20 protein-coding genes and 2 tRNA genes are annotated in these 21,320 nt (G+C 73.0%); 13 read left to right on the plus strand and 9 right to left on the minus strand.

Annotation, left to right across the window (positions count from 1 at the left end; genetic code table 11):
* Window positions 1–114: 114 nt before the first annotated feature.
* A complete protein-coding gene (locus LPU43_RS28370) occupies window positions 115–678 on the minus strand; it encodes a Uma2 family endonuclease (protein ID WP_229403626.1) in 564 nt (187 codons plus the stop codon).
* 86 nt (window positions 679–764) lie between these two features.
* A complete protein-coding gene (pepN, locus tag LPU43_RS28375) occupies window positions 765–3,314 on the minus strand; it encodes an aminopeptidase N (RefSeq protein ID WP_229403627.1) in 2,550 nt (849 codons plus the stop codon).
* Window positions 3,315–3,540: 226 nt separating this feature from the next.
* Here pepN and LPU43_RS28380 point away from each other — a divergent pair, with 226 nt between their 5' ends.
* The 4 genes from LPU43_RS28380 to LPU43_RS28395 all read left to right on the plus strand — a co-directional run bounded on the left by LPU43_RS28380 (window position 3,541) and on the right by LPU43_RS28395 (window position 6,683).
* The gene (locus LPU43_RS28380; protein WP_229403628.1) at window positions 3,541–4,164 is read left to right on the plus strand and encodes a mycothiol-dependent nitroreductase Rv2466c family protein; all 624 of its coding nucleotides are present in this window, start codon (window positions 3,541–3,543) and stop codon (window positions 4,162–4,164) included.
* Between the two features lie 303 nt (window positions 4,165–4,467).
* Window positions 4,468–4,857, plus strand: a complete 390-nt coding sequence (locus LPU43_RS28385; RefSeq protein ID WP_229403629.1) for a hypothetical protein — start codon at window positions 4,468–4,470, stop codon at window positions 4,855–4,857.
* Between the two features lie 11 nt (window positions 4,858–4,868).
* Window positions 4,869–6,068, plus strand: a complete 1,200-nt coding sequence (locus LPU43_RS28390; RefSeq protein WP_229403630.1) for a DUF1015 family protein — start codon at window positions 4,869–4,871, stop codon at window positions 6,066–6,068.
* 147 nt (window positions 6,069–6,215) lie between these two features.
* Window positions 6,216–6,683 carry a ribose-5-phosphate isomerase gene (locus LPU43_RS28395; RefSeq protein WP_229403631.1) on the plus strand — a complete coding sequence of 156 codons (468 nt, stop codon included), beginning with the start codon at window positions 6,216–6,218 and terminating at the stop codon, window positions 6,681–6,683.
* Between the two features lie 153 nt (window positions 6,684–6,836).
* Here LPU43_RS28395 and LPU43_RS28400 read toward each other — a convergent pair whose 3' ends face one another.
* On the minus strand, window positions 6,837–7,148 hold the full coding sequence (locus LPU43_RS28400) for a hypothetical protein (RefSeq protein WP_229403632.1): 312 nt from the start codon (window positions 7,146–7,148) through the stop codon (window positions 6,837–6,839).
* 189 nt (window positions 7,149–7,337) lie between these two features.
* The gene (locus LPU43_RS28405; RefSeq protein ID WP_229403633.1) at window positions 7,338–8,570 is read right to left on the minus strand and encodes a GNAT family N-acetyltransferase; all 1,233 of its coding nucleotides are present in this window, start codon (window positions 8,568–8,570) and stop codon (window positions 7,338–7,340) included.
* 109 nt (window positions 8,571–8,679) lie between these two features.
* On the opposite strand from LPU43_RS28405, the gene LPU43_RS28410 reads away from it, so the two are divergent.
* Window positions 8,680–9,225 (plus strand): hypothetical protein, encoded by a 546-nt coding sequence (locus LPU43_RS28410; protein WP_229403634.1) that lies wholly within the window; start codon window positions 8,680–8,682, stop codon window positions 9,223–9,225.
* A gap of 237 nt (window positions 9,226–9,462) precedes the next feature.
* Here LPU43_RS28410 and LPU43_RS28415 read toward each other — a convergent pair whose 3' ends face one another.
* From LPU43_RS28415 to LPU43_RS28425, 3 genes are all read right to left on the minus strand, one after another.
* Window positions 9,463–9,729 (minus strand): hypothetical protein, encoded by a 267-nt coding sequence (locus LPU43_RS28415; RefSeq protein WP_229403635.1) that lies wholly within the window; start codon window positions 9,727–9,729, stop codon window positions 9,463–9,465.
* A 129-nt stretch (window positions 9,730–9,858) separates the two neighbouring features.
* Entirely contained in the window at window positions 9,859–12,612 is a 2,754-nt protein-coding gene (locus LPU43_RS28420; protein ID WP_229403636.1) for an Hsp70 family protein, read from the minus strand.
* A 295-nt stretch (window positions 12,613–12,907) separates the two neighbouring features.
* Window positions 12,908–13,414 (minus strand): hypothetical protein, encoded by a 507-nt coding sequence (locus tag LPU43_RS28425; protein ID WP_229403637.1) that lies wholly within the window; start codon window positions 13,412–13,414, stop codon window positions 12,908–12,910.
* 196 nt (window positions 13,415–13,610) lie between these two features.
* Between LPU43_RS28425 and LPU43_RS28430 the strand changes: the two genes are divergently transcribed.
* A complete protein-coding gene (locus LPU43_RS28430) occupies window positions 13,611–13,805 on the plus strand; it encodes a hypothetical protein (RefSeq protein WP_229403638.1) in 195 nt (64 codons plus the stop codon).
* 451 nt (window positions 13,806–14,256) lie between these two features.
* Entirely contained in the window at window positions 14,257–14,769 is a 513-nt protein-coding gene (locus LPU43_RS28435) for an NUDIX domain-containing protein (RefSeq protein ID WP_229403639.1), read from the plus strand.
* A gap of 90 nt (window positions 14,770–14,859) precedes the next feature.
* Here LPU43_RS28435 and LPU43_RS28440 read toward each other — a convergent pair.
* Window positions 14,860–14,933: transfer RNA gene (locus LPU43_RS28440), tRNA-Gly, on the minus strand.
* A gap of 222 nt (window positions 14,934–15,155) precedes the next feature.
* On the opposite strand from LPU43_RS28440, the gene LPU43_RS28445 reads away from it, so the two are divergent.
* The 6 genes from LPU43_RS28445 (at window position 15,156) to LPU43_RS28470 (ending at window position 20,616) form a co-directional block, all read left to right on the plus strand.
* A tRNA-Pro gene (locus tag LPU43_RS28445) sits at window positions 15,156–15,229 on the plus strand.
* Window positions 15,230–15,361: 132 nt separating this feature from the next.
* A complete protein-coding gene (tig, locus tag LPU43_RS28450) occupies window positions 15,362–16,714 on the plus strand; it encodes a trigger factor (protein WP_229403640.1) in 1,353 nt (450 codons plus the stop codon).
* A 170-nt stretch (window positions 16,715–16,884) separates the two neighbouring features.
* Window positions 16,885–17,526 (plus strand): ATP-dependent Clp protease proteolytic subunit, encoded by a 642-nt coding sequence (locus tag LPU43_RS28455; protein ID WP_229403641.1) that lies wholly within the window; start codon window positions 16,885–16,887, stop codon window positions 17,524–17,526.
* 14 nt (window positions 17,527–17,540) lie between these two features.
* Window positions 17,541–18,203 (plus strand): ATP-dependent Clp protease proteolytic subunit, encoded by a 663-nt coding sequence (locus LPU43_RS28460; protein ID WP_229403642.1) that lies wholly within the window; start codon window positions 17,541–17,543, stop codon window positions 18,201–18,203.
* 210 nt (window positions 18,204–18,413) lie between these two features.
* Window positions 18,414–19,709, plus strand: coding sequence for an ATP-dependent Clp protease ATP-binding subunit ClpX (clpX, locus tag LPU43_RS28465; protein WP_229403643.1), 1,296 nt, complete (start codon window positions 18,414–18,416; stop codon window positions 19,707–19,709).
* Between the two features lie 109 nt (window positions 19,710–19,818).
* The gene (locus tag LPU43_RS28470; RefSeq protein ID WP_229403644.1) at window positions 19,819–20,616 is read left to right on the plus strand and encodes a carbon-nitrogen hydrolase family protein; all 798 of its coding nucleotides are present in this window, start codon (window positions 19,819–19,821) and stop codon (window positions 20,614–20,616) included.
* A gap of 28 nt (window positions 20,617–20,644) precedes the next feature.
* On the opposite strand, the gene LPU43_RS28475 is transcribed toward LPU43_RS28470, so the two are convergent.
* Window positions 20,645–20,872 (minus strand): hypothetical protein, encoded by a 228-nt coding sequence (locus LPU43_RS28475; protein WP_229403645.1) that lies wholly within the window; start codon window positions 20,870–20,872, stop codon window positions 20,645–20,647.
* Between the last annotated feature and the right edge of the window lie 448 nt (window positions 20,873–21,320).

Below are 21,320 nucleotides of genomic sequence, written 5' to 3' on the forward strand. Positions count from 1 at the left end.
GCAAGGAAGGGCACCTTCTTAACGCCTACGGTAGAGAAGGGTTCCCCTCTCACCACCCTGCCTACGTCGACGCCCGGCCCGCTATCCTGCGGGCCGGGCGTCGGTGTAGGCGGGTCAGCGGGGCCAGGCGCTCGGGTCGAGCGTCGTCGGCCAGGGCTCGGTGACCTGCACGGGGTCGTCAGGGCCCACGGTGCCGAGCAGCTGGTAGTGGTCGCCCTTGGCCAGCTCGTAGCGGTAGACGACCGGCCCGAAGTCGCCCCGCTCCACCCGCCAGTAGGCCGGGATGCCGGCCTCGGCGTAGAGAGCCGGCTTGGTGAACCGGTCGTGCCGCCGGCTGCTGGGCGACTCGACCTCGACGACGAGCGCCACGTCGCCGGGCTCGGCCCACATCCCGTCGGCCGGAGCGTTCGGCTTCAACACCGTCAGGTCCGGGATCAGATTGCCGCCGGGCACCCTGACACCCGCCTCACGGATCACGCGCCAGCCCTGCGGCATTCCGGCGCGCAGCGCCAGCCGGATCTCGTCGGCCAACTCGTGATGTGCGTAGCCGGCCGGTGGGGTCACGTGCAGGCTCCCGTCGATGATCTCGTAGCGGTTCCCGTTCTCGGGCAGGTCGGGCAGATCCTGCTCGCGCCAACCTCGCTCCGGTTGGTGCCACTCGTGTGTCGGCTGTGCCACCGTGTCCACCTCCCTTCGTCACGATAAACGGCCCGGGGCCGGGTGGGCGGGGTGCCCACGCCGGCCCCGGGCCGCGTACCGACTGCTCAGGCGCTGCGGGCGTCCCGCTCGCGGGCCCGCAGCGAGCGCACGACGGCGTCGCGGCCCTCCGCGACCAGCCGACGCAGCGGGGCCGGCTGGTCGCCGGCGGCCAGCCACGCGTCGGTGGCGGCCACGGTCTCCTCGGAGACCTGCTGGGCCGGGTACGCGAGCTGGACGAACTCCTGCGCTGGCTCGCTGTCGCGCTGCGCCCAGACCTGACTCGCGACGGCGAAGAACCGCTCCCGGTACGGGGCCACCAGCTCCGCCTGCACCGACGGGGCGAAGCCCTGCAACAGCGCCCGGTTGCGCCAGTTCGGCAGCGGGTCGGGGCCGGTGAGCTGGGCCCAGACGGCGGCCTTGTTCTCCTCCGTCGGCACCAGCGCGTGGGCGTACACCGCCTCCCGCTCGCCGCTGGCGGTGCGGTCGGCGGCCAGCTCGGCCTCGATCTCCTCGGTGCCGGCGGCCCCCTGGGCGACCAGCCGCTGCACGAGCGCCCAGCGCAGCTCCGTGTCGACGGTCAGCCCGGCCGGCACGTCGGTGCCGGCCAGCCAGCCGCGCAGCGTCGCCAGGGCCTCGGACGAGCGGGCCGCGGAGATGACGGCGCGCGCCCAGGCGAGCTGGAAGCCGCTGCCCGGCTCGGCGGCGGCCAGCGCGGCCCGCGCCGTCCGGTGCAGCTCCGCCCAGCCGGTCGGCGCCCAGGCCGGGTCCGCGTAGTGGTTGAGCGCGGTGGCCGCCTGGCGGAGGGTGGCGGTGATCAGGTTGATGTCGGTCTCGGCGGGCAGCCCGGCCAGCACCAGCGCCACGTAGTCGCGGGTCGACAGCTCGGCGTCGCGGACCATGTCCCACGCGGCCAGCCAGCACAGGGCGCGCGCCAGCGACGAGTCGAAGCCGGCGATGTGCTGCACCACCGTGGCCATCGACCGCTCATCCAGGCGCAGCTTCGCGTACGTCAGGTCGTCGTCGTTGAGCAGCAGCACGTCGGCCGCCCGCATCCCGTGCAGGTCGGTCAGCTCGGTCAGCTCGCCGGTCACGTCGACCTCGATGCGCTCCCGGCGGACCAGCCGGCCGTCGGTCAGGTCGTACAGGCCCACGCCGATCCGGTGGGTGCGCAGCGTCGGGTACTCGGCCGGCGCCTCCTGCCGCACCACCACCCGCTGGTAGCTGCCGTCGTCGCCGATCGTCACCTCGGGGCGCAGGGTGTTGACCTGCGCGGTCTCCAGCCACTGGGCGGCGAACTTGCGCAGCTCCCGGCCCGAGGCGGTCTCCAGCTCCGACAGCAGGTCGTCGAAGGTGGCGTTGCCCCAGGCGTGCTTGCCGAAGTACGCCCGCAGCCCGGCCAGGAACGGCTCCTCGCCGACGTACGCGACGAGCTGCTTGAGCACGCTCGCGCCCTTGGCGTACGTGATGCCGTCGAAGTTGACCTCGACGGCCTCCAGGTCCGGCATCTCGCAGTAGACGGGGTGGGTGGAGGAGAGCTGGTCCTGCCGGTAGCCCCAGTTCTTGCGGATGGACAGGAACGTCGTCCAGGCGTCGGAGAACCGGGTGGCGTTGGCGTTGCACCAGTGGCTGGCCCACTCGGCGAACGACTCGTTCAGCCACAGGTCGTTCCACCAGCGCATGGTGACCAGGTCGCCGAACCACATGTGGGCCAGCTCGTGCAGGATGGTGTTGGCCCGCTGCTCGTACTCGTAGTCGGTCACCTGGGAGCGGAAGATGTAGTGGGATTCGGCGTGCGTGACGCAGCCGAAGTTCTCCATCGCCCCGGCGTTGAAGTCCGGCACCCAGAGCTGGTCGTACTTCGGCAGCGGGTAGCGCACCCCGAACTGCTCGTGGAAGAAGTCGAAGCCCTGCTTGGTGATCAGGAACAGGTCGTCCGAGTCCAGGTACGGCGCCATCGAGGCCCGGCAGTAGGCCCCCAGGTCGATGCCGTCGTGGCTGTCCCGCACCTCGTGGTACGGCCCGGCGCAGAGCGCCGTGATGTACGTGCTCATCCGCACCGACTCGCGGAAGTGGACCGTCTTCAGGTCCTCACCGGCGGGCTCCTCGCGCTCGACCGGCATGTTCGACACCACCCGCCAGTGCGCGGGGACGGTGGCGTGCCAGGTGTAGACGCTCTTCAGGTCGGGCTGGTCGAAGCAGGCGAAGACCTTCTGCGCGTCCGCCGTCTCGAACTGGCTGTAGAGGTAGGTCTCCCCGTCGACCGGGTCGACGGTGCGGTGCAGCCCCTGCCCGCTGTTCGAGTACGCGAAGTCGGCGTCCACCACGAGGGTGTTCTCGGCGGCCAGCCCGGTCAGCGTCAGCCCTCTCTCCGCCGACCAGCCCGACAGGTCGACCGGGGTGCCGTTGAGGGTCGCCGACCGCACCGACTCGGCGGCGGCCTCGATGAAGGTGCCCGCGCCCGGCTCGGCGCAGCGGAACCGGACCTCGGTCACCGACCGGAAGGTCCGGCCGTCGGAGGGCACGACGGCAGTCGACAGGTCCAAACTGATGTCGTACCCGACGACCTCGAGCAGGCGGGCCCGCTCGGTGGCCTCCACCTGGGTCAGGTTGCGCACTCCCGGCACTTTTCGTCTCCATCCCAATCTTGCCGTGCGCCGTCGCGGCGCCAGCCCGCCGCCCGCTCGTGGCGGCCGGCCAGATTCGAGTCTTCCATGTGAGGACCCCTCGCGGTGGTCGACGTCACGCTCTCATTCCGCTATCGGTCGATGCCGTCCGGGGGTGAGGATCGGGGGGACGAGGGGTCGACACCGGCGGCCCCCGCCGTGGCGAAGGGAAGCTGACGTGACCGACCGTGTCACCGCAGACATGTGGTTCGACCCGCTGTGTCCCTGGGCGTGGATCACCTCCCGCTGGCTGCTGGAGGTGGAGCAGGTCCGCGACGTGGACATCCGCTTCCGGGTGATGAGCCTCTCGGTGCTCAACGAGGGGCGGGAACTGCCCGAGCAGTACCGCAAGATCATGACGACCGGCTGGGGCCCGGTGCGGGTCTGCATCGCCGTGGAGCAGAAGCACGGCCAGGACGCCGTCCGCGCGCTCTACACGGCGCTGGGCACCCGCATCCACCTCGGCAGGGAGGAACTGGGCCGGGAACTGCTCGTGGCGGCGCTCGCCGACGCCGGGCTCGACCCGGAGCTGGCCGACGCCGCCGAGGGCACCGAGTACGACGAGGCCCTGCGGGCCAGCCACGAGGCCGGCATGCGGCCGGTCGGCACCGACGTCGGCACCCCGGTCGTCCACGCCCCGGGCCCGGACGGCGCGCCGGTGGCCTTCTTCGGCCCGGTGGTCACCCCCTGCCCGAAGGGCGAGGCCGCCGGCCGGCTCTGGGACGGCGTCCTGCTGGTCGCCGGCACGCCCGGGTTCTACGAGCTGAAGCGCTCCCGCGAGGTCGACCCCACGTTCGAGTGACGGGGTAAGGAAGGGCACCTTCTTAACGTCTGCGGTAGAGAAGGGTCCCCTTCTCACGGGGCCCTACCCGCCGGCGCGGCCTCCCGACCGAGGGGCCCGGCGGCGGGTAGGGCGCGGGTGGCGTGTGCGACTTGGCAGCCGGCGCGGCCACCGGGGGCGGATGGCGCGTGCGACGGGCGTCCGGCGCGGTCGCCGGGGAGGACGACGCGCCGTGCGGGCGTCACCGGGCGGGGGCGGGGTCGTTCCACCGGGTGTCCCGCCGCGGCCCACGCAGCCGCGCCCGGCAGCTCCTGGAGGCGTCCGATGGGTAAGCACCGCCGTCCGTGCGACGACGCGGCGACCACCGGGGAGGCCGGTGCGGCGTACTGGTCGGTACACGACGACGGCTGGCCCGCGCTCCGCCCGACCCTGCCGGCCGAGCTGGTCGACCTGCTGGCGCCGCCGATCGTGGTCGGCGTTGCCCGGACGCCGGCCGCCGCCCGGCCGCACACCGCCGCGCCCGGTCCGGCCGCGCCCCGTCCCGGTCCGCCGGCTGCTTCCCGTCCGGCCGCGCCGGCCGCGCCCCGTCCCGCCGTGTCGGCCGTGCCCCCTCCCAGTCCGGCGGGCGCACCCCGACCGATCCCGCAGCACGGACCCTTTCAACTGGTGGACGGGGCGCGGGGCCCGCTGCGGGGCGTGACCGGGCGACGGTAGCGTCATCGGACATGACGGTCGTGCATCCGATCGCCCGGGCCTGGATCACCACTGGCGGCACCGGCGCGCAGAACTACGACGAGTTCGCCGACGACGCGGAGATCACCGCGATCATCCAGGCGAACCCGCACAGTGCCCTCGGCATCGAGATGCCGCACCGGGCCCCGGAGAGCCTGGGCAAGACGTTCCTCGACGCCCTGCCGGACGCGGTGACCCGCCTCACCGAGGCGAAGGCCGACGGCAGCTACACCCCCGCCGAGCAGGTCGTGGTCCTGTACCGGATCACCGCGCCGGGGGAGGAGGCCGCGTACGGGCTCTTCGCCATGGTCGACACCGACCAGATCTCCACCAGTGCCGAGGAGCCGGGCCTCGTCATCCGCAACGAGGACGTCTTCATCTCCAAGGTGCGCGAGCGCGTGGCCCTCGCCGAGGCGCTCGGGCACCTGCTCTCGCCCGTACTGCTGCTGCAGACCGGGCGCGGCGACGAGCTGCACGCCGCGCTCGCGGCGGCGACCGAGTCGGCCGGGGCGCCCGCCGCCACCGACACCGACCAGTCCGGGCGCACCCACGCCGTCTGGCTGCTGGGCCCCGGCCCGGAGCAGGACGCGCTGACCGCCCTGGCCGGCGGCGGCGAGCTGGTCGTCGCCGACGGCAACCACCGCAGCCTCGCCGCCCAGACCGGCGGCCTGCCGCGCTTCCTGGCCGTGGTGACGACCCCCGCGTCGGTCGCCATCCAGCCGTACAACCGGCTGGTCAGCGAGCTGACCGTCACCCCGGCGGAGCTGGTGGAGCGGCTGCGCGCCGCCGGTGCCGAGGTCACCGAGGTCGACGGCCCGGCCGAGGTGCCGCAGGCCGGCGGCACCGTCGCGCTCCGGCTCCCGGGCCAGGGGTACGTGGTGCGCCTGCCGCACGTCGACGGCGGCCGGCTGGAGAACCTCGACCACGCGCTGGTCGAGCGGGTGCTGCTGCGCGACGTGCTCGGCCTCGACGCGGGCGACAAGCGGATCACCTACGTCGGCGGGGACTACCCGGCGAGCTGGCTGACCGGGGAGGTCGACGCCGGCCGGGCCGAGCTGGCCGTGCTGATCGCCCCGGTGACCGTGGACGACTTCGTCGCCGTGAACCTCGCCCGGGAGAAGATGCCCCGCAAGAGCACCTGGTTCACCCCGAAGGCCCGCGGCGGCCTGGTGGTGGCCGAGCTGTCCCGCTGAGCCACCCGGCACCGCACCGCCCGGCTCGGCGACGCCACGCGGCGCGCTGGCCCGGCGACCCCGTCTGACCAGGGCGGCTGTGACGAAACCGCCTCCGCGACGCCGCCCGCGCGGCGTCGCGGGGGACGGCCTGACAGACTGCGCGGTATGCGCGTCTACTTGGGATCCGACCACGCCGGTTACGAGCTGAAGGTGCACCTGGTCGGCCACCTCGCCAAGCAGGGGTACGAGGTGGTCGACGTCGGGCCGCACGAGTTCGACCCGGACGACGACTACCCGGCGTTCTGCCTGCACACCGGCAGCCGCGTGGTCGCCGACCCGGGCAGCCTGGGCGTGGTCATCGGCGGTTCGGGCAACGGCGAGCAGATCGCCGCCAACAAGGTCGTCGGCGTCCGCGCCGCGCTGGCCTGGAACGTCGACACCGCCCAGCTCGGCCGGGAGCACAACGACGCGAACGTGGTGGCCGTCGGCGCCCGCCAGCACACCCTCGACGAGGCGACCACGATCGTGGACGCCTTCCTCACCACGTCGTTCTCCGGCAACCCCCGGCACTCCCGCCGCATCGCCCAGGTCGCCGAGTACGAGGAGACCCGCGCGCTGCCCGACCTTCCCTGACGCCGGACGTCGGGGCGGTCGACGGCCGCCCCGACCCCAGCCGACGGCGGACGGTCAGCGGCCCTGGACGGCGGGGCTCCCCGGGCGCGGCCCGGCTGGCAGCGCCCAACGACGGCCGGTAGGCCGGCCAGCGCCTCCGACGGGGGCGGGCGGTCAGCGGCCGGAGCGGGGGAGGTCCTCGCGGGGCACCCAGTTGCGCCGCACGACGACCAACCGGGCCTCCGCCTCGGCCATGTCCTCCTCGGTGGGCCGGGCGGCGTCCCGGGCCCGCAGCGCGGCGAGCGGACCCACCTGGGAACTGCCGGGGCCGACCAGGCCGCGCAGGCCCCGCTCGCCGTCCCGCTCGTCGCCGCCCCGGCGGCGCGGTGGCTCGACCGCGTCGTGCACCCCGGCCGTGGCGGCACCGGCCCCCTCGCCGTCGGAGTGGTGCCTCAGCCGGCGTCGCCGTCGCTCCGCGTCACCCATCGCCCGACCGTACCGTCCGCGCCGCCCGCGCGCCCGCCAGAGGCGGGGCCCACTCGCCGCGCCCGCCGGGCAGGGCACACTCGCCGCGCCCGCCGGGCAGGGCACACCCGCCGCGCCCGCCGGGCGGGGCCCGCCCGCTGCGCCCCCAGGGCGGAGCCGCCCAGGCACCAGACCGGCCGGCCCGGGGGCTCAGAAGACGCCCAGCCCGGCCGGGGCGCGGTGCCAGGAGAACGCCGGGCCGGCGGCGGCCAGCGCCCCGGGGCGCAGCTCGGTGACCCGTCCCGCGTCGGCGAGCGCGGTCAGCCCGGCCCCGCCCAGGTACAGCTCGCCGAGCGCCCGCACGTCGCACGCCAGGTCGGCGGGGCGGTCGGTGGGCACGCAGCGGGCGTCGTCCGGGCCGCCGGTCAGCCGCCAGCGCCCCGCGTTCTCGGGCAGCAGCGCGTCGGCGACCTCGATCACCACGTCCACGGCGGTGGCGTACCGGCGGGCGGCGAGGGCGGCGGGCACGTCCACCACCCGCAGCCAGAGGGCGTCGCCCACCCGGGCCACCAGCCGGCGCGGCTCGTCGACCAAGTGCAGCAGCGGGTCGTCCACCGGCCCGGCGTAGGAGAGCCGCCGGGCCAGGTCGAGCGAGAGCAGCGCCCGCCACAGCGCCGTACGGGCGGCCGGGCCCTCGGTCACCATCTCCTGGACCATCGTCACGCCGCGCGGCCCGGCGAGGTCGGAGTCCTGGCGGGAGCGCCACAGCGCGTACCCGTCGATCCCGCCGCCCGGGCCCTCGTGCAGCAGCACCCGCAGCTCGGTCGCGCCGCCGCGCTCGGAGGGCGGGTCGCCGAGCACGTACCGCCACCACCGCTCGTCCCGGTCGGACCAGCCGGGGCGGTCGACGCGGACCCGGTCGTACAGCCGGGCCAGGTCGGGCCGGCGCGCGGCCGGGCGGTCCAGGCGCAGCGGGCCCTCGGCGGCGGTCGGCGCGGGCAGCCGCAGCTCGGTGGTGGCGCAGTCGACGGTGAGCTGCCGGGCCGCGAGGCCGTAGCCGAACCGGGGGTAGATGCCCCCCTCGCTGGCCCAGAGCACGGCCACCGGTTCCCGGCCGGCGTCCCGCACGTCGCGGAGCTGCCGCTGCATGAGCCGGGTGAGCAGCCCCCGCCGTCGGTGGGTCGGCAGCACCGCCACCATCGTCACGTGGGTGGCCGGGACCGTCGCCCCCGGCACGGTGAGTTCCCGGGTGAACGCCGAGGCGTGCGCCACGAGGTCCGGGCCGTCGCGCACCAGCAGGCTCCGCCCCGGCTCCCAGATCTCCCGCTCGCCCGCGCGCACCTCGGGGCTCAACGAGGTGTGGAACGCGATCTCGAACAGGCGTGCCAGCTCGTCGAAGTCGTAGGTCTCTTCGGTACGGATGGGGAGTGGTGGATTCGTCATCGGCCGTGTGTACCGTACGACGAGCGCGGCGGGCCACCGATTTGCCGGCTGGTTACCCTCGAAGATGCGCCGCCGGGGGAGCCCGGCGCGGTCAGGGGGAGGACACGAGATGGCAGACCAGACACAGCCGTGGGCGGAGCGGACGGTCGAGGTGCCGCCGTCGCCGGGTGTCGGGGTGCCGCCGCAGCGCGACGCCTTCCGGCCGGGCGTTGCCTCCGTCAGCCGGCCGCGCACCGCGCGCACCGAGCCGTTCCCCACCGTCGAGCACGGCGACGACGCGCAGCACTGGTCCGAGGTGTCGGCGCCCCGCCGCCCGCTGAGCTGGCACCTGGCCCAGTTGCGGGTGGGCGGCGAGTGGAGCGCGGCCGGTGGCCTCTTCGCCTTCGTCTGCTGGGGCATCTGGGCCATCTCCGGCCGGGGCAACCTCGGCGCGCCGGTGCTCACGTTCCTGCTGAGCCTGCTGGTCGCCGCCGGGCTGTTCGGGCTGTCCCGGCTGCTCGGCCGCGTGATCCTGGAGCGCCAGCTCGGGCGCATCCGGCGCAGCGCCCGGGGCGCGCACGCGGTGACGGCGGTCTTCCTGGTCGGCCTGGGCATCGCGTACCTCCAGCAGACCGAGTGGGTCATCTCCGCCTGGAACTGGGTCACCGGCAACTGACGGCCGCCGCGCCGCCCGCCGTACCACGCCCGGCCGGGCGGGACGCCGCACCACGCCCGGCCGGGCGGGACGGCGGCGCGCGCTACGCGCGGGCGGGACGGCCTGACGCCGTCCCGCCCGCGCGGCCGGTCGCGGCCCGCCGCGACGCCTGATCGTTCCCCACCAGCCGCCGCTGCTTACCCGGCCCGCCGTAGTTCATCCGCGCCGCGCCGAGCCCGGCGGGCCGGTGGTCGTGGATCAGTGGGTGCCCCCGTGCCCCTCGGAGTCCGCCTTCGGGGAGGCGACCCGGGCCTGCGGGTCCTCGACGCCGGGCTCGCCCCCGTCCGGGGCCACCATTCCGTCGTAGTTGTAGACCGTGCCGTCCTCGCCGTGCTCCTTCGTGGTCCGGATGTAACGGTGGATCATGCCGTCGATTTCGATCTCCACCAGCGCCCGGCCGTCCGAGTCCTGCGTGCTGCCGTCCCGGGGGCCGCCGACGAGGTGAGCCTTCGTGTTCGTCTCCATGTGCTCACCCGTACCCGGGGGGAAAGGGCGCAAAACGGCGCCCGCGCGGGCGGCGGGCACCTCACGGCTCGGCCGCACTCCTGCGGCGAACCGCGCGACGCCGGACGGCCCGACGCCAGGCCGGGCCCGTCAGCGCGCGGAGGCGAAGCGGTACAGCACGAAGTCCTCCTCCGCCCCACAGAGCAGCACGCTGGTGTTCCACGAGCAGGAGGCGCTGCGGATGTCCTTGGCCTCGCCCAGCTCGGTGGGGGCGGCGGCGTCGAGGGGCATCCCGGCGAGGCTGGGGTCGTGCGTGCTGCGGCTCAGCGCGTCGGCGAAGACCAGGACGTTGCCGCCGTCCAGCCGGACCACCGTCCCGTCGCGGTCCCGCAGCAGCGCCTTGCCCTGCGGGTCGAAGAGGGTCGACGTCGGCTTGGGATACCGCCGCTGGACGATCAGGTGCTCGCCGACCGGCGTCAGTTCCTTCGCCCCCGGCGCGGGCCAGCGCCGCGCCGCCGTGCCCTCGGTGGCCGCCACCACGTCGGCGCGGTCCGCGTCGCCGGACGGCGTCTCCAGCAGGCACGCCCGGTGCTTGCCGCAGGCCACCAGCGCCTCCGCCCGTCGCCCCTCGTCCGAGGTGTACAGGATCGTCGGCTCGGCCACCCGGTTCAGGTCGTACCCGAGCAGCCGGTACCGGCCGACGCCGCTGTCGTCGACCACGTACAGCCGGTCGGCGTGGGCGACCACGAGGTCGTTCCGGTCGGCGACGCCCGACCAGCTCCGCAGCACCATCCCGCTGCCCAGGTCGATCAGTCGGACCGAGCGGTCCGCGCCGAGCTGCACGAGCCGGTCGACCTTGCCGAGCCACGGATCGCGGGGCGCGCCGTCGGCGTACGCCGGGCCGCCGGCCCCCTCGACGGTGCCCACCGGCAGCACCCTGCTGCCGGCGACGCCCGACGCGTCGGGCGTGTCGGGCTGGACCCAGGCCTCCGTGCCGTCGCGCAGGCGCAGCCCCACGAGCCGCTGCCCGGCCCGGTCGGCCAGCACCGCCACGTCCGCGCCGAAGAGCACCTGGTCGTCGCCCCGGATGGTCCGGGCCCATCGCTGCTCCCCGGAGGCGGCGTCGCGCACCACCAGCTCGCGCGCCTCGGAGCCGACCGCGTCGGAGAGGGCCGCCACCACGCCGGGCGCGGCGTGCAGCCCCTCCCACCGCTGCGCCGCCTGTGTGGTCTGCGCGCGCCACCGCTCCTTGCCGGTCCCCGCGTCGACCGCCACGATCCCCAGCCGGTCGTCCGGTAGCGGGTACGCGGCGTAGCCGGTGTCGCCCAGCAGCGCGGTGAAGCTCTCCGTCGGCTTCTCCGGCCCGGCCGCCACGCGCTCCACCTGGGCCAGCGTCTGGAACTCCAGGCCGGGGTGCCGGTCGCGGCCGTACGTGTACCAGAGCGCGACGCCGCCGCCCACCGCGACGAGGGCGAGCACCGCCGCCACCGTGATCCACAGCCCCCGCCTGTGCGTGGTGGCCGGCACGTCGGGTCGGGACGAGCCCCACGGGTCGACCGGCGGGCTCTGCGACCCGGGCGCTCCCTGCGGCTGGTACGGCCCGCCCGGTGCCGTCGGTGGCAGCCCCGACCCGACCGGCACCGTCGGCGGCAGCCTCGGTCCGTCGCCGGACCAGGCGGGCGGCAGGCCGCCTGGCCCGGCCGTCGACGGCCCGGCCACCGGTACGCCCGCAGGCGCGACCGGCGTCGCCGGCCGTGGCGCGCGGGGCGTCGGCAGGGCCGTGAGCGCGCCCTCGGCCACAGGCAGCTCCGGCTGCTCCAGCACGGTCGGCGCGACGCCCAGTTCGGCGTGCAGCATCCGGGCCACCAGCGGCATCCGGGTCGGCCCGCCCACCAGGAACAGCCCGGCGAGCCGGTCGGGGGTGAGGCCGGCCTCCGCCACCACCCGCCGGGTCTCGGCCACGGCGCGGGCCAGCAGCGGGGTGGCCACCCGCTCCAGCTCCTCGCGGGTCAGCTCGACCACCGTCTCCGTGCCCGGCACGACCACCGGCGCGACCGGGGCCCGGGACAGCATCTCCCGCGCCTCCCGCACGCCCTCCCAGAGCTGGTGCCGCTCCCGCCACTGCGCCGTGTCGCCCGGCCGGGTCAGCCGCTCCCACTGCGCGGGGTGCGTCGCGCAGACCCGCTCGCCCAGCCGGTCCACCAGGGCCGCGTCCAGGTCCAGCCCGCCCAGGTCGGGCACGCCACCGGCAGCGGTCACCACGAAGCCCGAGTCGCCCCACGGGTCGGCGCCCTCGTTGCGCAGCACCGCCACGTCGAGGGTGCCGCCGCCGAGATCGAACACGGCGATGGCCCCGCCGACCGGCACCGGCCGGCTCAGCACCTGGGCGTAGTAGCGGGCGGCGGCGACCGGCTCACGCAGCAGGTGGGTGCCGGGCGTGGTCGGGCCGACGAGGGTGTGTTCGGCCGCCGCCGGCGGCCAGCCCGCCCGCAGCAGCGCGTCCGCGAGCACCTGACGCCCGGCCTCGTCCCAGGACGCCGGGCAGGTCACCACCGCCCTGGGCAGGAACCCGACCGTGGCGACCGCCGCCCGAGCCACGGCGTCCAGGATCGCGGCCAGCAGGTCGGCGGGGGCGTACTCGCGGTCGCCGAGCAGCACGGCCGGGTCGTCGACGCGGCGCTTCGGGCTCGGCTCGTACCGCGTCGGGTCGGCCTGCGCGAGTTGCCGGGCGTCCCGGCCGACGTGCAGGCGGCCGTCGGCGTCGGCGTACACGCCGGAGGGAACCACCGGCTGCCCGTCGATCAGCAGCGGCCGGGTCCGCCCGTCCGGCCAGCGCAGCACGGCCACGGTGTTGGACGTGCCGAGGTCGACGCTGAGGGCGTACGCCTCGTGCTGGCCTGCCATGTGCCGCTACCTCCGCCGGGCCGAGGGGATGTCCGGCCCCGCATGGTACGCAGGCTGGAAACTTCCGCCCGCCGAGCGCTACGAAACGGATGCCCCCGCGCACCTGCCGGAACAGCCCCGTCACGCTCGGCCTCGTCGCGTGTCCGGTCGGCGCTTCCTCCCGCCGGGCTTCCACCCGGATCGGGTACGGCGGCCGGGTCACGCCTGGGCGCCCCCTTACGGCTGTCGCCGCGGGCCGGACGTGCGGCCCGCGGCGACAGCGGTGATCTACGAGTCGCCCCCTGGGGCGGTGAGGTCAGAAGATGACGGCGACCCCGGCGGTCTTGCAGGCGGTGGTGATGTCCTTGCCGGCCTTCTCCAGCGCGGGGTTCTCGGCGGCGGCGGCCGGGTCCGGGGCCGCCCCGGCCTTGGCGACCTCCGCGGCGAACTGCATCAGGGCGGCGGAGACCTTGCTGTCGGCGCTCCCCGAGGCCGCCAACTCGCTCAGTTCCTTGTTCATGCCTGTGAAGATCTTTTTGAACGTGTCGGCCGCCGCCTCCTGGCCCTCGGGGGCAGCCATCATGGCGGCCATGGCGTCCTTCTTGAACTTGTCGTTGGCCTTCTTCGCCGACTCGCAGAGCTTCTTGTCGCTCACGCCGCCCGACGGGGCAGAGGAGGCGGAGGGAGCCGAGGAGGCGGAGGGGGCCGCCGAGGTGACAGCCGTCGAGGCCGAGGGGGTGGACCCGGCCGTGGTCGTGGTCTCCTCCTCGCCACACGCGGCGAGCGCCACCAGGGAGGCGCAGATCAGAAGAGCGGAAGCCATACGAGAGCGATTCACAGGCGCGCACGCTAGCCGACGGCCTGCGCATCTATCAACTTCCAAGGCAGGTGGTGCCGCCTGTCCGTCGTGAATCGACCGAATTCGCGGACGATTCGCGGCGCCCCACTGCCGTACCGTTGTTTGTGGTTCGTCCAGATCAGGACAGCGCTCGCCCCGAGCCTTCGATACGGTCCGCCGGATGAACCCTGCTTCGGGGCGTGCCTCCACCGTCCGCATCATCGGCAACGCGGCCCTGCTCGGCGGACTGCTGGTTTCGGTCATCACGCTGTCGAGCGACCCCGGGTCGGCTGAGCCGCACATCCTGGCTGGCTTCCTCGTCGCCATCGGGATCGGGCTGCGTATCGAAGCCGCGCTCAGAGATCTTCGGGCGTGACCGTGTGAGCCGAGGTGCCCGCCGCGACGCCGTTGGTACGGACGGGACATCAGGATCACCGACCGGGTTCGGACCTGGGATTCGGGCAGGGAGCACGCGCACCTACTCGATGTCCTGGCCGGTGCTCTCGGCCTGTGGGGCGGGAGGATCGCGTCGGCGGATGGAACTGAAGACGTGTAACGACCTACCCGGGAGGCAAGGTGACTCAGCGCTCGCAGCACCAGCGAGGCCGGTGCCCCGTCTGTAAACGCCTCGTAGCTCTCACCGCTGACGGAGGAGTTGCGCGGCACAACGGCACCGTTCGTGCCTACGCCCCGCCCGAGGAGTGCCCGGGGGGTGGACAGCGCCCGGAAGCCACGGGGGCATGAGCAACAGCGCGGCCCTGCGTAGCTGCCAAGCCAGGCCCTTTGGCTCTGGCGAGCTCGTCCCATCCCTGTGCTCTACTCCCGTCATGCATGTGGTCGTCACGGGCGCGCTCGTTGACAACGGCGCGGTCCTGCTGGTGCACCGTAGGCCGACCAAACGGGTGTACCCAGATGTCTGGGATCTCCCCGGGGGACAGGTCGAAGCGGGTGAGTCGGAACTACAGGCCCTCGCGCGTGAGATGCACGAGGAGCTCGGTGTCCACGTCGTGACGGAGTCCGCTTCACGGTTGGGCGTCCTGCACGCCGGCAGTGGTGAGGACGCCGTTCACGTGGGCGTCTGGCGAATTGGAGACTGGGTTGGCTCTCCGACCAACCGTGCACCTGACGAGCATGACGACATCGCCTGGGTCGGGATCAGCGAGGTGGGCGGCCTTCCCCTCGTACATGGGGTCTTGGCGGCAATGGTGCGTTCTCTGCCTGAGTTCGAGTGGGCCCGCAGCCACTCGGATGCCACTGACTGCGACCAGGGCGACGAAGAAGCCAGGGCTGACTGCCGTGCATGTGCCGGGACGGATTCGTCAAGCATCAGGTGGGACTAGCCACAGACACGGTGCGTCGATCTCCAGCACCGCTCCTCTCCGGAGCGGCCTGCGCGGGGAGCGCCCAGGTCTGACCTGGGCCGGAAGCTGTGGAGCGGGCGACGGGAATCGAACCCGCACCGTCAGTTTGGAAGACTGAAGCTCTGCCATTGAGCTACGCCCGCGCGCCCCGCTGTGCACGGGATGCGCCGACAGCCTACCCAATGCCGCCACCAGCCGCGCATCCGTGTCCGCTCGACCGCAAGATCAACACCGTGTCGCCGACATGGCGGTGTCCCGGGGCCGGGGATACCGCCATGTCGCCGACACGGTCGTGGTGCCCTCGTAGGTTGGTCTCGCCCCACCCCCACTCGACGGGCGTCGACGGCATACACTTCTGGTCGCCACGGGGTGTGGCGCAGCTTGGTAGCGCACTCGCTTTGGGAGCGAGGGGCCGTGGGTTCAAATCCCGCCACCCCGACTGTCGTTGGCGACCGGGGCACCCCGGGGGCGCATCGTTCCCGGGTGCTGCCGAGGGGCCCTGCCGGCTCGCCTACACTCGATGGGCTGAATCATGCCCAGCCTCAACTGAGATCCGTCAAGGAGTACGCCTGTGAAGAGCACCGTCGAGACTCTGAGCCCGACGCGCGTGCGGCTCGCCATCGAGGTGCCGTTCGTCGAGCTCGAGCCGAGCCTCAAGAAGGCGTACCGGGAGATCGGCCAGCAGGTCCAGGTTCCCGGCTTCCGCCGGGGCAAGGTGCCGGCTGCGGTCATCGACCAGCGGGTGGGCCGGGGCACCGTCCTCAACGAGGCGGTGCAGGAGGCCATCCCCGAGAACATCCTCGCTGCGGTCCGCGAGCACGACCTGAAGACCCTTGGCCGCCCCGAGGTGGAGATCACCGAGTTCAACGACGGTGACTCGCTGAACTTCACCGCCGAGGTCGACGTCCGGCCCGAGATCACCGTGCCGGACCTGGACGCCATCGAGGTCACCGTCGACGAGCTCCAGGTCGACGACAGCGAGATCGACGAGCAGGTGAAGAACCTGCGCGAGCGGTTCGCCACCCTGAAGACCGTCGAGCGGGCCGCCGCCGAGGGCGACTACGTCCAGATCGACCTGAACGCCACGGTCGACGGCGAGGACGTGCCGGGCGGCTCGGCGACGAACATCTCGCACGAGGTCGGCAGCAAGCAGCTCCTCCCGGGCCTGGACGAGGCCGTCGTCGGCCTCGCCGCCGGCGAGAGCACCACCTTCACCACCCAGCTCGTCGGCGGCGACTTCGCCGGCCGCGACGCCGAGGTGGCGGTGACCGTGCGCACGGTCAAGGAGAAGGAACTGCCCGAGCTGGACGACGACTTCGCCCAGCTCGCGAGCGAGTTCGACACCATCGAGGAGCTGCGTTCCGACCTCCGCGAGAAGGTCACCCGGGGCAAGCGCGTCGAGCAGATCTACGCCGCCCGGGACAAGGCCCTCGAGCAGCTCGTCGAGGCCGCCGACGTGCCGGCGCCGGAGGGCGTCGTCCGCGAGGAGGTCTCCAGCCGCAAGCAGGCCATGGTCGACCAGCTCGAGCGAATCGGCGCCTCCCTGGAGGAGTACCTCGCCGCCGAGGAGAAGACCGAGGAGCAGATCGACGCCGAGCTGAACGAGGCGGCGACCGACGGCGTCAAGATCCAGCTCCTGCTGGACACCCTGGCCGACGCCGAGAACGTCCAGGTCACCGACGACGAGTTCGGCCACGAGATCGTCCACCGCGCCCAGCGCGCCGGGATGGCCCCGCAGCAGTACTACGACCAGCTCGTCCGCTCCGGCGCGGCCGGCGCGGTCTTCGGCGACGTGCGGCGCGGCAAGGCCCTGGCCTCGGTGATGGAGCGCATCAAGATCAAGGACAGCGCGGGCAACGAGGTGAGCCTCGACGCCATCCGCGAGCAGAGCGGCGAGGCGCACGACCACGACCACGAGCACTGATCGTCGGGTGAGGCCGCCGTCCACCGGAACCGGTGGACGGCGGCCGAACCCCTTTTCCGGGTACGTCTCCGACGGGCTGCGCTGAGAGCGAAAAGCGCCCCGACCGGGACTATGCCACCCGGGCGAGCGGTTAGTGTCGGGTAGGACGGTACGGAGAGCGAAGGGCTGCCATGACCGACATGCACATCCCAGCGAAGCCGCTCCGGGCGATCGAAGCCCGCGGTGGCGACAACATTGGCAACCTCGACGACTCGGTCTACAACCGGTTGCTCAAGGAGCGCATCATCTTCCTGGGCAGCGAGGTGACCGACCAGGTCGCCAACCGCATCTGCGCGCAGCTCCTGCTGCTCGCGGCGGAGGACCCGGACCGCGACATCAACCTCTGGATCAACTCGCCGGGTGGCTCGGTCTACTCCGGCATGGCGATCTACGACACCATGCAGTTCATCGACAACGACGTCTCGACCGTGGCCATGGGCATGGCGGCCTCCATGGGCCAGCTCCTGCTCTGCGCGGGCACCAAGGGCAAGCGGTACGCTCTCCCGCACGCGCGGATCATGATGCACCAGCCGTCCGGCGGCATGGGCGGCACCGCGTCCGACATCGCCATCCAGGCGGAGCAGATGCTCTACACGAAGCGCATGTTCCAGGAGCGGGTCGCGCACCACACCGGCCAGACCCAGGCGCAGATCGAGGCGGACTCGGACCGCGACCGCTGGTTCACCGCCCAGGAGGCCATGGACTACGGCTTCATCGACAAGGTGATCACCGGAGCCACCCAGGTTCCGGAAGGCGCCGGGACCCTGAGCTGAGCGAGGAGCTGACGATGACCGACCTGAGCCTGCCGCCCCAGTTCGGGGCCGTGCACAACCGCTACGTCCTGCCGTCGTTCGTCGAGCGCACGTCGTACGGGGTGAAGGAGTCGAACCCGTACAACAAGCTCTTCGAGGACCGGATCATCTTCCTCGGGGTGCAGGTGGACGACGCCTCCGCCAACGACGTGATGGCCCAGCTGCTGACGCTCGAGGGCACCGACCCGGACCGCGACATCATCATGTACATCAACTCGCCGGGCGGCTCGTTCACCGCCATGACGGCGATCTACGACACCATGCAGTACGTCCGGCCGGACATCATGACGGTCTGCCTCGGCCAGGCCGCCAGCGCGGCGGCCGTGCTCCTCGCGGCCGGCACGCCCGGCAAGCGGATGGCGCTGCCGAACTCGCGGATCATCATCCACCAGCCGGCCACCGAGGGCGGCTACGGGCAGGGCTCGGACATCGAGATCCAGGCCCGCGAGATCCTGCGGATGCGCACGCAGCTGGAGGAGATGCTCTCCCGGCACTGCAACCAGCCGGTCGAGAAGGTCCGTAAGGACATCGACCGCGACAAGATCATGACGGCCGAGGAGTCCCGCGAGTACGGGCTGGTCGACACGATCCTCACCAGCCGGAAGAAGGGGCTGCTGGCCGCCAACGCGGCTGGCTGACGAGCTACCGGGTCCGAGGCCGGCCGGGCGGTGTTCCCGGCCGGCCTCTGACACGCCCGTTTTGGGGGTCGGAGAAACCCCCTCCAGCGGGTAACGTCGGTTGCGTACCGATCCGCCGGGTCGCCCCCGGCGAGGCGTACGAGACGGGCGGAGCGCAGTGTCCGCAGGTCGTGGCCGGCTTTCCGGCCGATGAATGCAGGGAGAACGTAGGTGGCACGGATCGGTGACGGCGGCGACCTACTGAAATGCTCCTTCTGCGGCAAGTCGCAGAAGCAGGTCAAGAAGCTCATCGCGGGGCCAGGGGTCTACATCTGCGACGAGTGCATCGATCTCTGCAACGAGATCATCGAGGAGGAGCTGGCCGAGTCCGGCGAGGTGAAGTGGGAGGAGCTTCCCAAGCCGATCGAGATCTGCCAGTTCCTCGACAACTACGTGGTGGGCCAGGACCACGCGAAGAAGGCCCTCGCCGTCGCGGTCTACAACCACTACAAGCGGATCCAGGCCGAGGCGGCCGGCGCGCCGGGCTCCGGCAGCGACGCCGTCGAGCTGGCCAAGTCCAACATCCTGCTGCTCGGCCCCACCGGCTGCGGCAAGACGCACCTGGCGCAGACCCTCGCCCGCATGTTGAACGTCCCCTTCGCGATAGCCGACGCCACCGCCCTCACCGAGGCCGGATACGTCGGCGAGGACGTGGAGAACATCCTCCTCAAGCTGATCCAGGCCGCCGACTACGACATCAAGCGCGCCGAGACCGGCATCATCTACATCGACGAGGTCGACAAGATCGCCCGCAAGTCGGAGAATCCGTCGATCACCCGGGACGTCTCCGGCGAGGGCGTGCAGCAGGCGCTGCTGAAGATGCTCGAGGGCACGGTGGCCAACGTGCCGCCGCAGGGCGGGCGCAAGCACCCGCACCAGGAGTTCATCCAGATCGACACCACCAACGTGCTGTTCATCTGCGGCGGCGCCTTCGCCGGCCTCGACCAGATCATCGAGGCCCGCACCGGGCACGGCGGCACCGGCTTCGGCGCGCGGCTGCGCTCCGTCTCCGAGCGGTCGACCGACGACGTCTTCGGCCAGGTGATGCCGGAGGACATGCTGAAGTTCGGGCTGATCCCCGAGTTCATCGGCCGCCTCCCGGTGATCACGAACGTCCGCAGCCTCGACCGCACGGCCCTGGTCCGCATCCTCACCGAGCCCCGCAACGCCCTCGTGAAGCAGTACCAGCGGCTCTTCGAGCTGGACGGGGTCGAGCTGGAGTTCGAGGAGCCGGCGCTGGAGGCCATCGCCGACCAGGCGATGCTGCGCGGCACCGGCGCCCGGGGCCTGCGCGCGATCATGGAGGAGGTCCTGCTCTCCGTGATGTACGAGGTGCCGAGCAACCCCGACGCCGCCCGGGTGCTGATCACCCGCGAGGTGGTCCTGGAGAACGTCAACCCGACGATCGTGCCCCGCGAGTTCACCGGCCGCCGCGCGCGCCGGGACCGCGAGGAGAAGTCCGCCTGACCCGCCGCCCGGGCGAGGCGGGGCAGCGGCGGCCACGGCCGGCGCGGCACCCCGTCCGCCCGGGGGCGCGGGCTGTCGCGGGAGCCCCGGCCCCCGTACCCTGAGCGTCATGCGCGTCGCCGTCTGCCAGCTCAACGCCCGCGACGACCGGGCCGCCAACCTCGCGGCCGCCGAGGCCCTGCTGTCCCGGGCCGCGGCCGCCGGCGCGGACCTCGCCGTCCTCCCGGAGTACGTCGACTACCTCGGCCCCGCCGCCGGAATGCCCGCGCCCGAGTCGGCCGACGGCACGGTGGGCCGGTTCTTCGCCGAGACCGCCCGCCGGCTCGGCATCTGGGTGATCGCGGGGTCGTTCCACGAGGTCGGCCCCGACCCGGAGCACACCTGGAACACCTCGCTGGTCTTTGACCGCTCCGGCGCCCTCGCCGCCAGCTACCGCAAGATCCACCTGTACGACGTGGAGATCCCCGGTCGGGTGTCGTATCTGGAGTCGGCGACCGTCGCGCCCGGGGAGAAGCCGGTCGTGGTCGACGTCGAGGGTCTCCGGGTGGGTCTGTCGATCTGCTACGACCTGCGGTTCCCCGAGCTGTACCGGCAACTGGCCACCGACGGGGGAGCGCACCTGCTGGTGGTGCCGGCGGCGTTCATGCTGCACACCGGGCGGGACCACTGGGAGGTCCTGCTGCGGGCCCGCGCCATCGAGAACCAGTGCTTCGTCGCCGCCGCCGGCCAGACGGGCGACCACGAGCCGGGGCGCACCTGCTTCGGCCGCAGCATGGTCGTCGACCCGTGGGGGACGATCCTCGGCCAGGTGCCGGAGGGCCCCGGCCTGACCGTCGTCGATCTCGACCTGGACCGGCTGCGGACGATCCGCGCGGAGCTGCCCAGCCTGGCCAACCGCCGCCTCTGAGCCCTGGCCCCGGCCCGCTTCGGTGCGGTCAGCCCTGGAGGAGGACGCCGATCACGGTCAGGCCGGCGATGGCCGCAGCGGTGACCAGCAGCGCGGTGGACATCCGGGAGCGCCCGCGTCGGGCCAGGCGGCCGACCGAGACCAGGATGACGACCAGCACGACGGCGCCGATGACCAACTGCCAGAACGGCAGCAGCAGCCCGAGGAGTGCCTCCTCGGCGAGCGTGGTCGCCGGGGAGGGGGAGGCGTCATCCATCCAGACACTCTGACATGGCAGAGCCCTGCGTAGGGGCCGAGCCGGCGGTCGGAACCTCCGCCCGGTCCGCCTGTCCGGGGTAGTGGCAAGCGTTGATTTGCCTTTGGCGAGCCGTACGCGTAACTTTCTCTCTGCACGCGGGAGGCCGGACAAACCGGCCGAGAGCGGGTGCCAGGCCCGGGGCGGAAACGCCGAGCGGGGCTGGGTTCGGGCGGTGCGAGAAACTCCGGTGAGACGGAGTTGCGATCGCGAAGCCGACCGGCTAGAGTGCTAAAGCCGGCAGGAGCCGGGCGGGTGGCCGCGAAGCGGCGACCGGCCGGTCTGCGGATCTCCACGAAAGAATCGACCGCCTTAACGGCGTGCGTCATCGTGGGCCGATCACACTCGACGCAAGAAACCTCCGAGATGGAGGTTGACGGCCGAGAAGCGATCGGGTAGGTTGGAGCGG

The sequence above is a fragment of the Micromonospora okii genome (assembly GCF_020884795.1).
GTDB classification, from domain to species: domain Bacteria; phylum Actinomycetota; class Actinomycetes; order Mycobacteriales; family Micromonosporaceae; genus Micromonospora; species Micromonospora okii.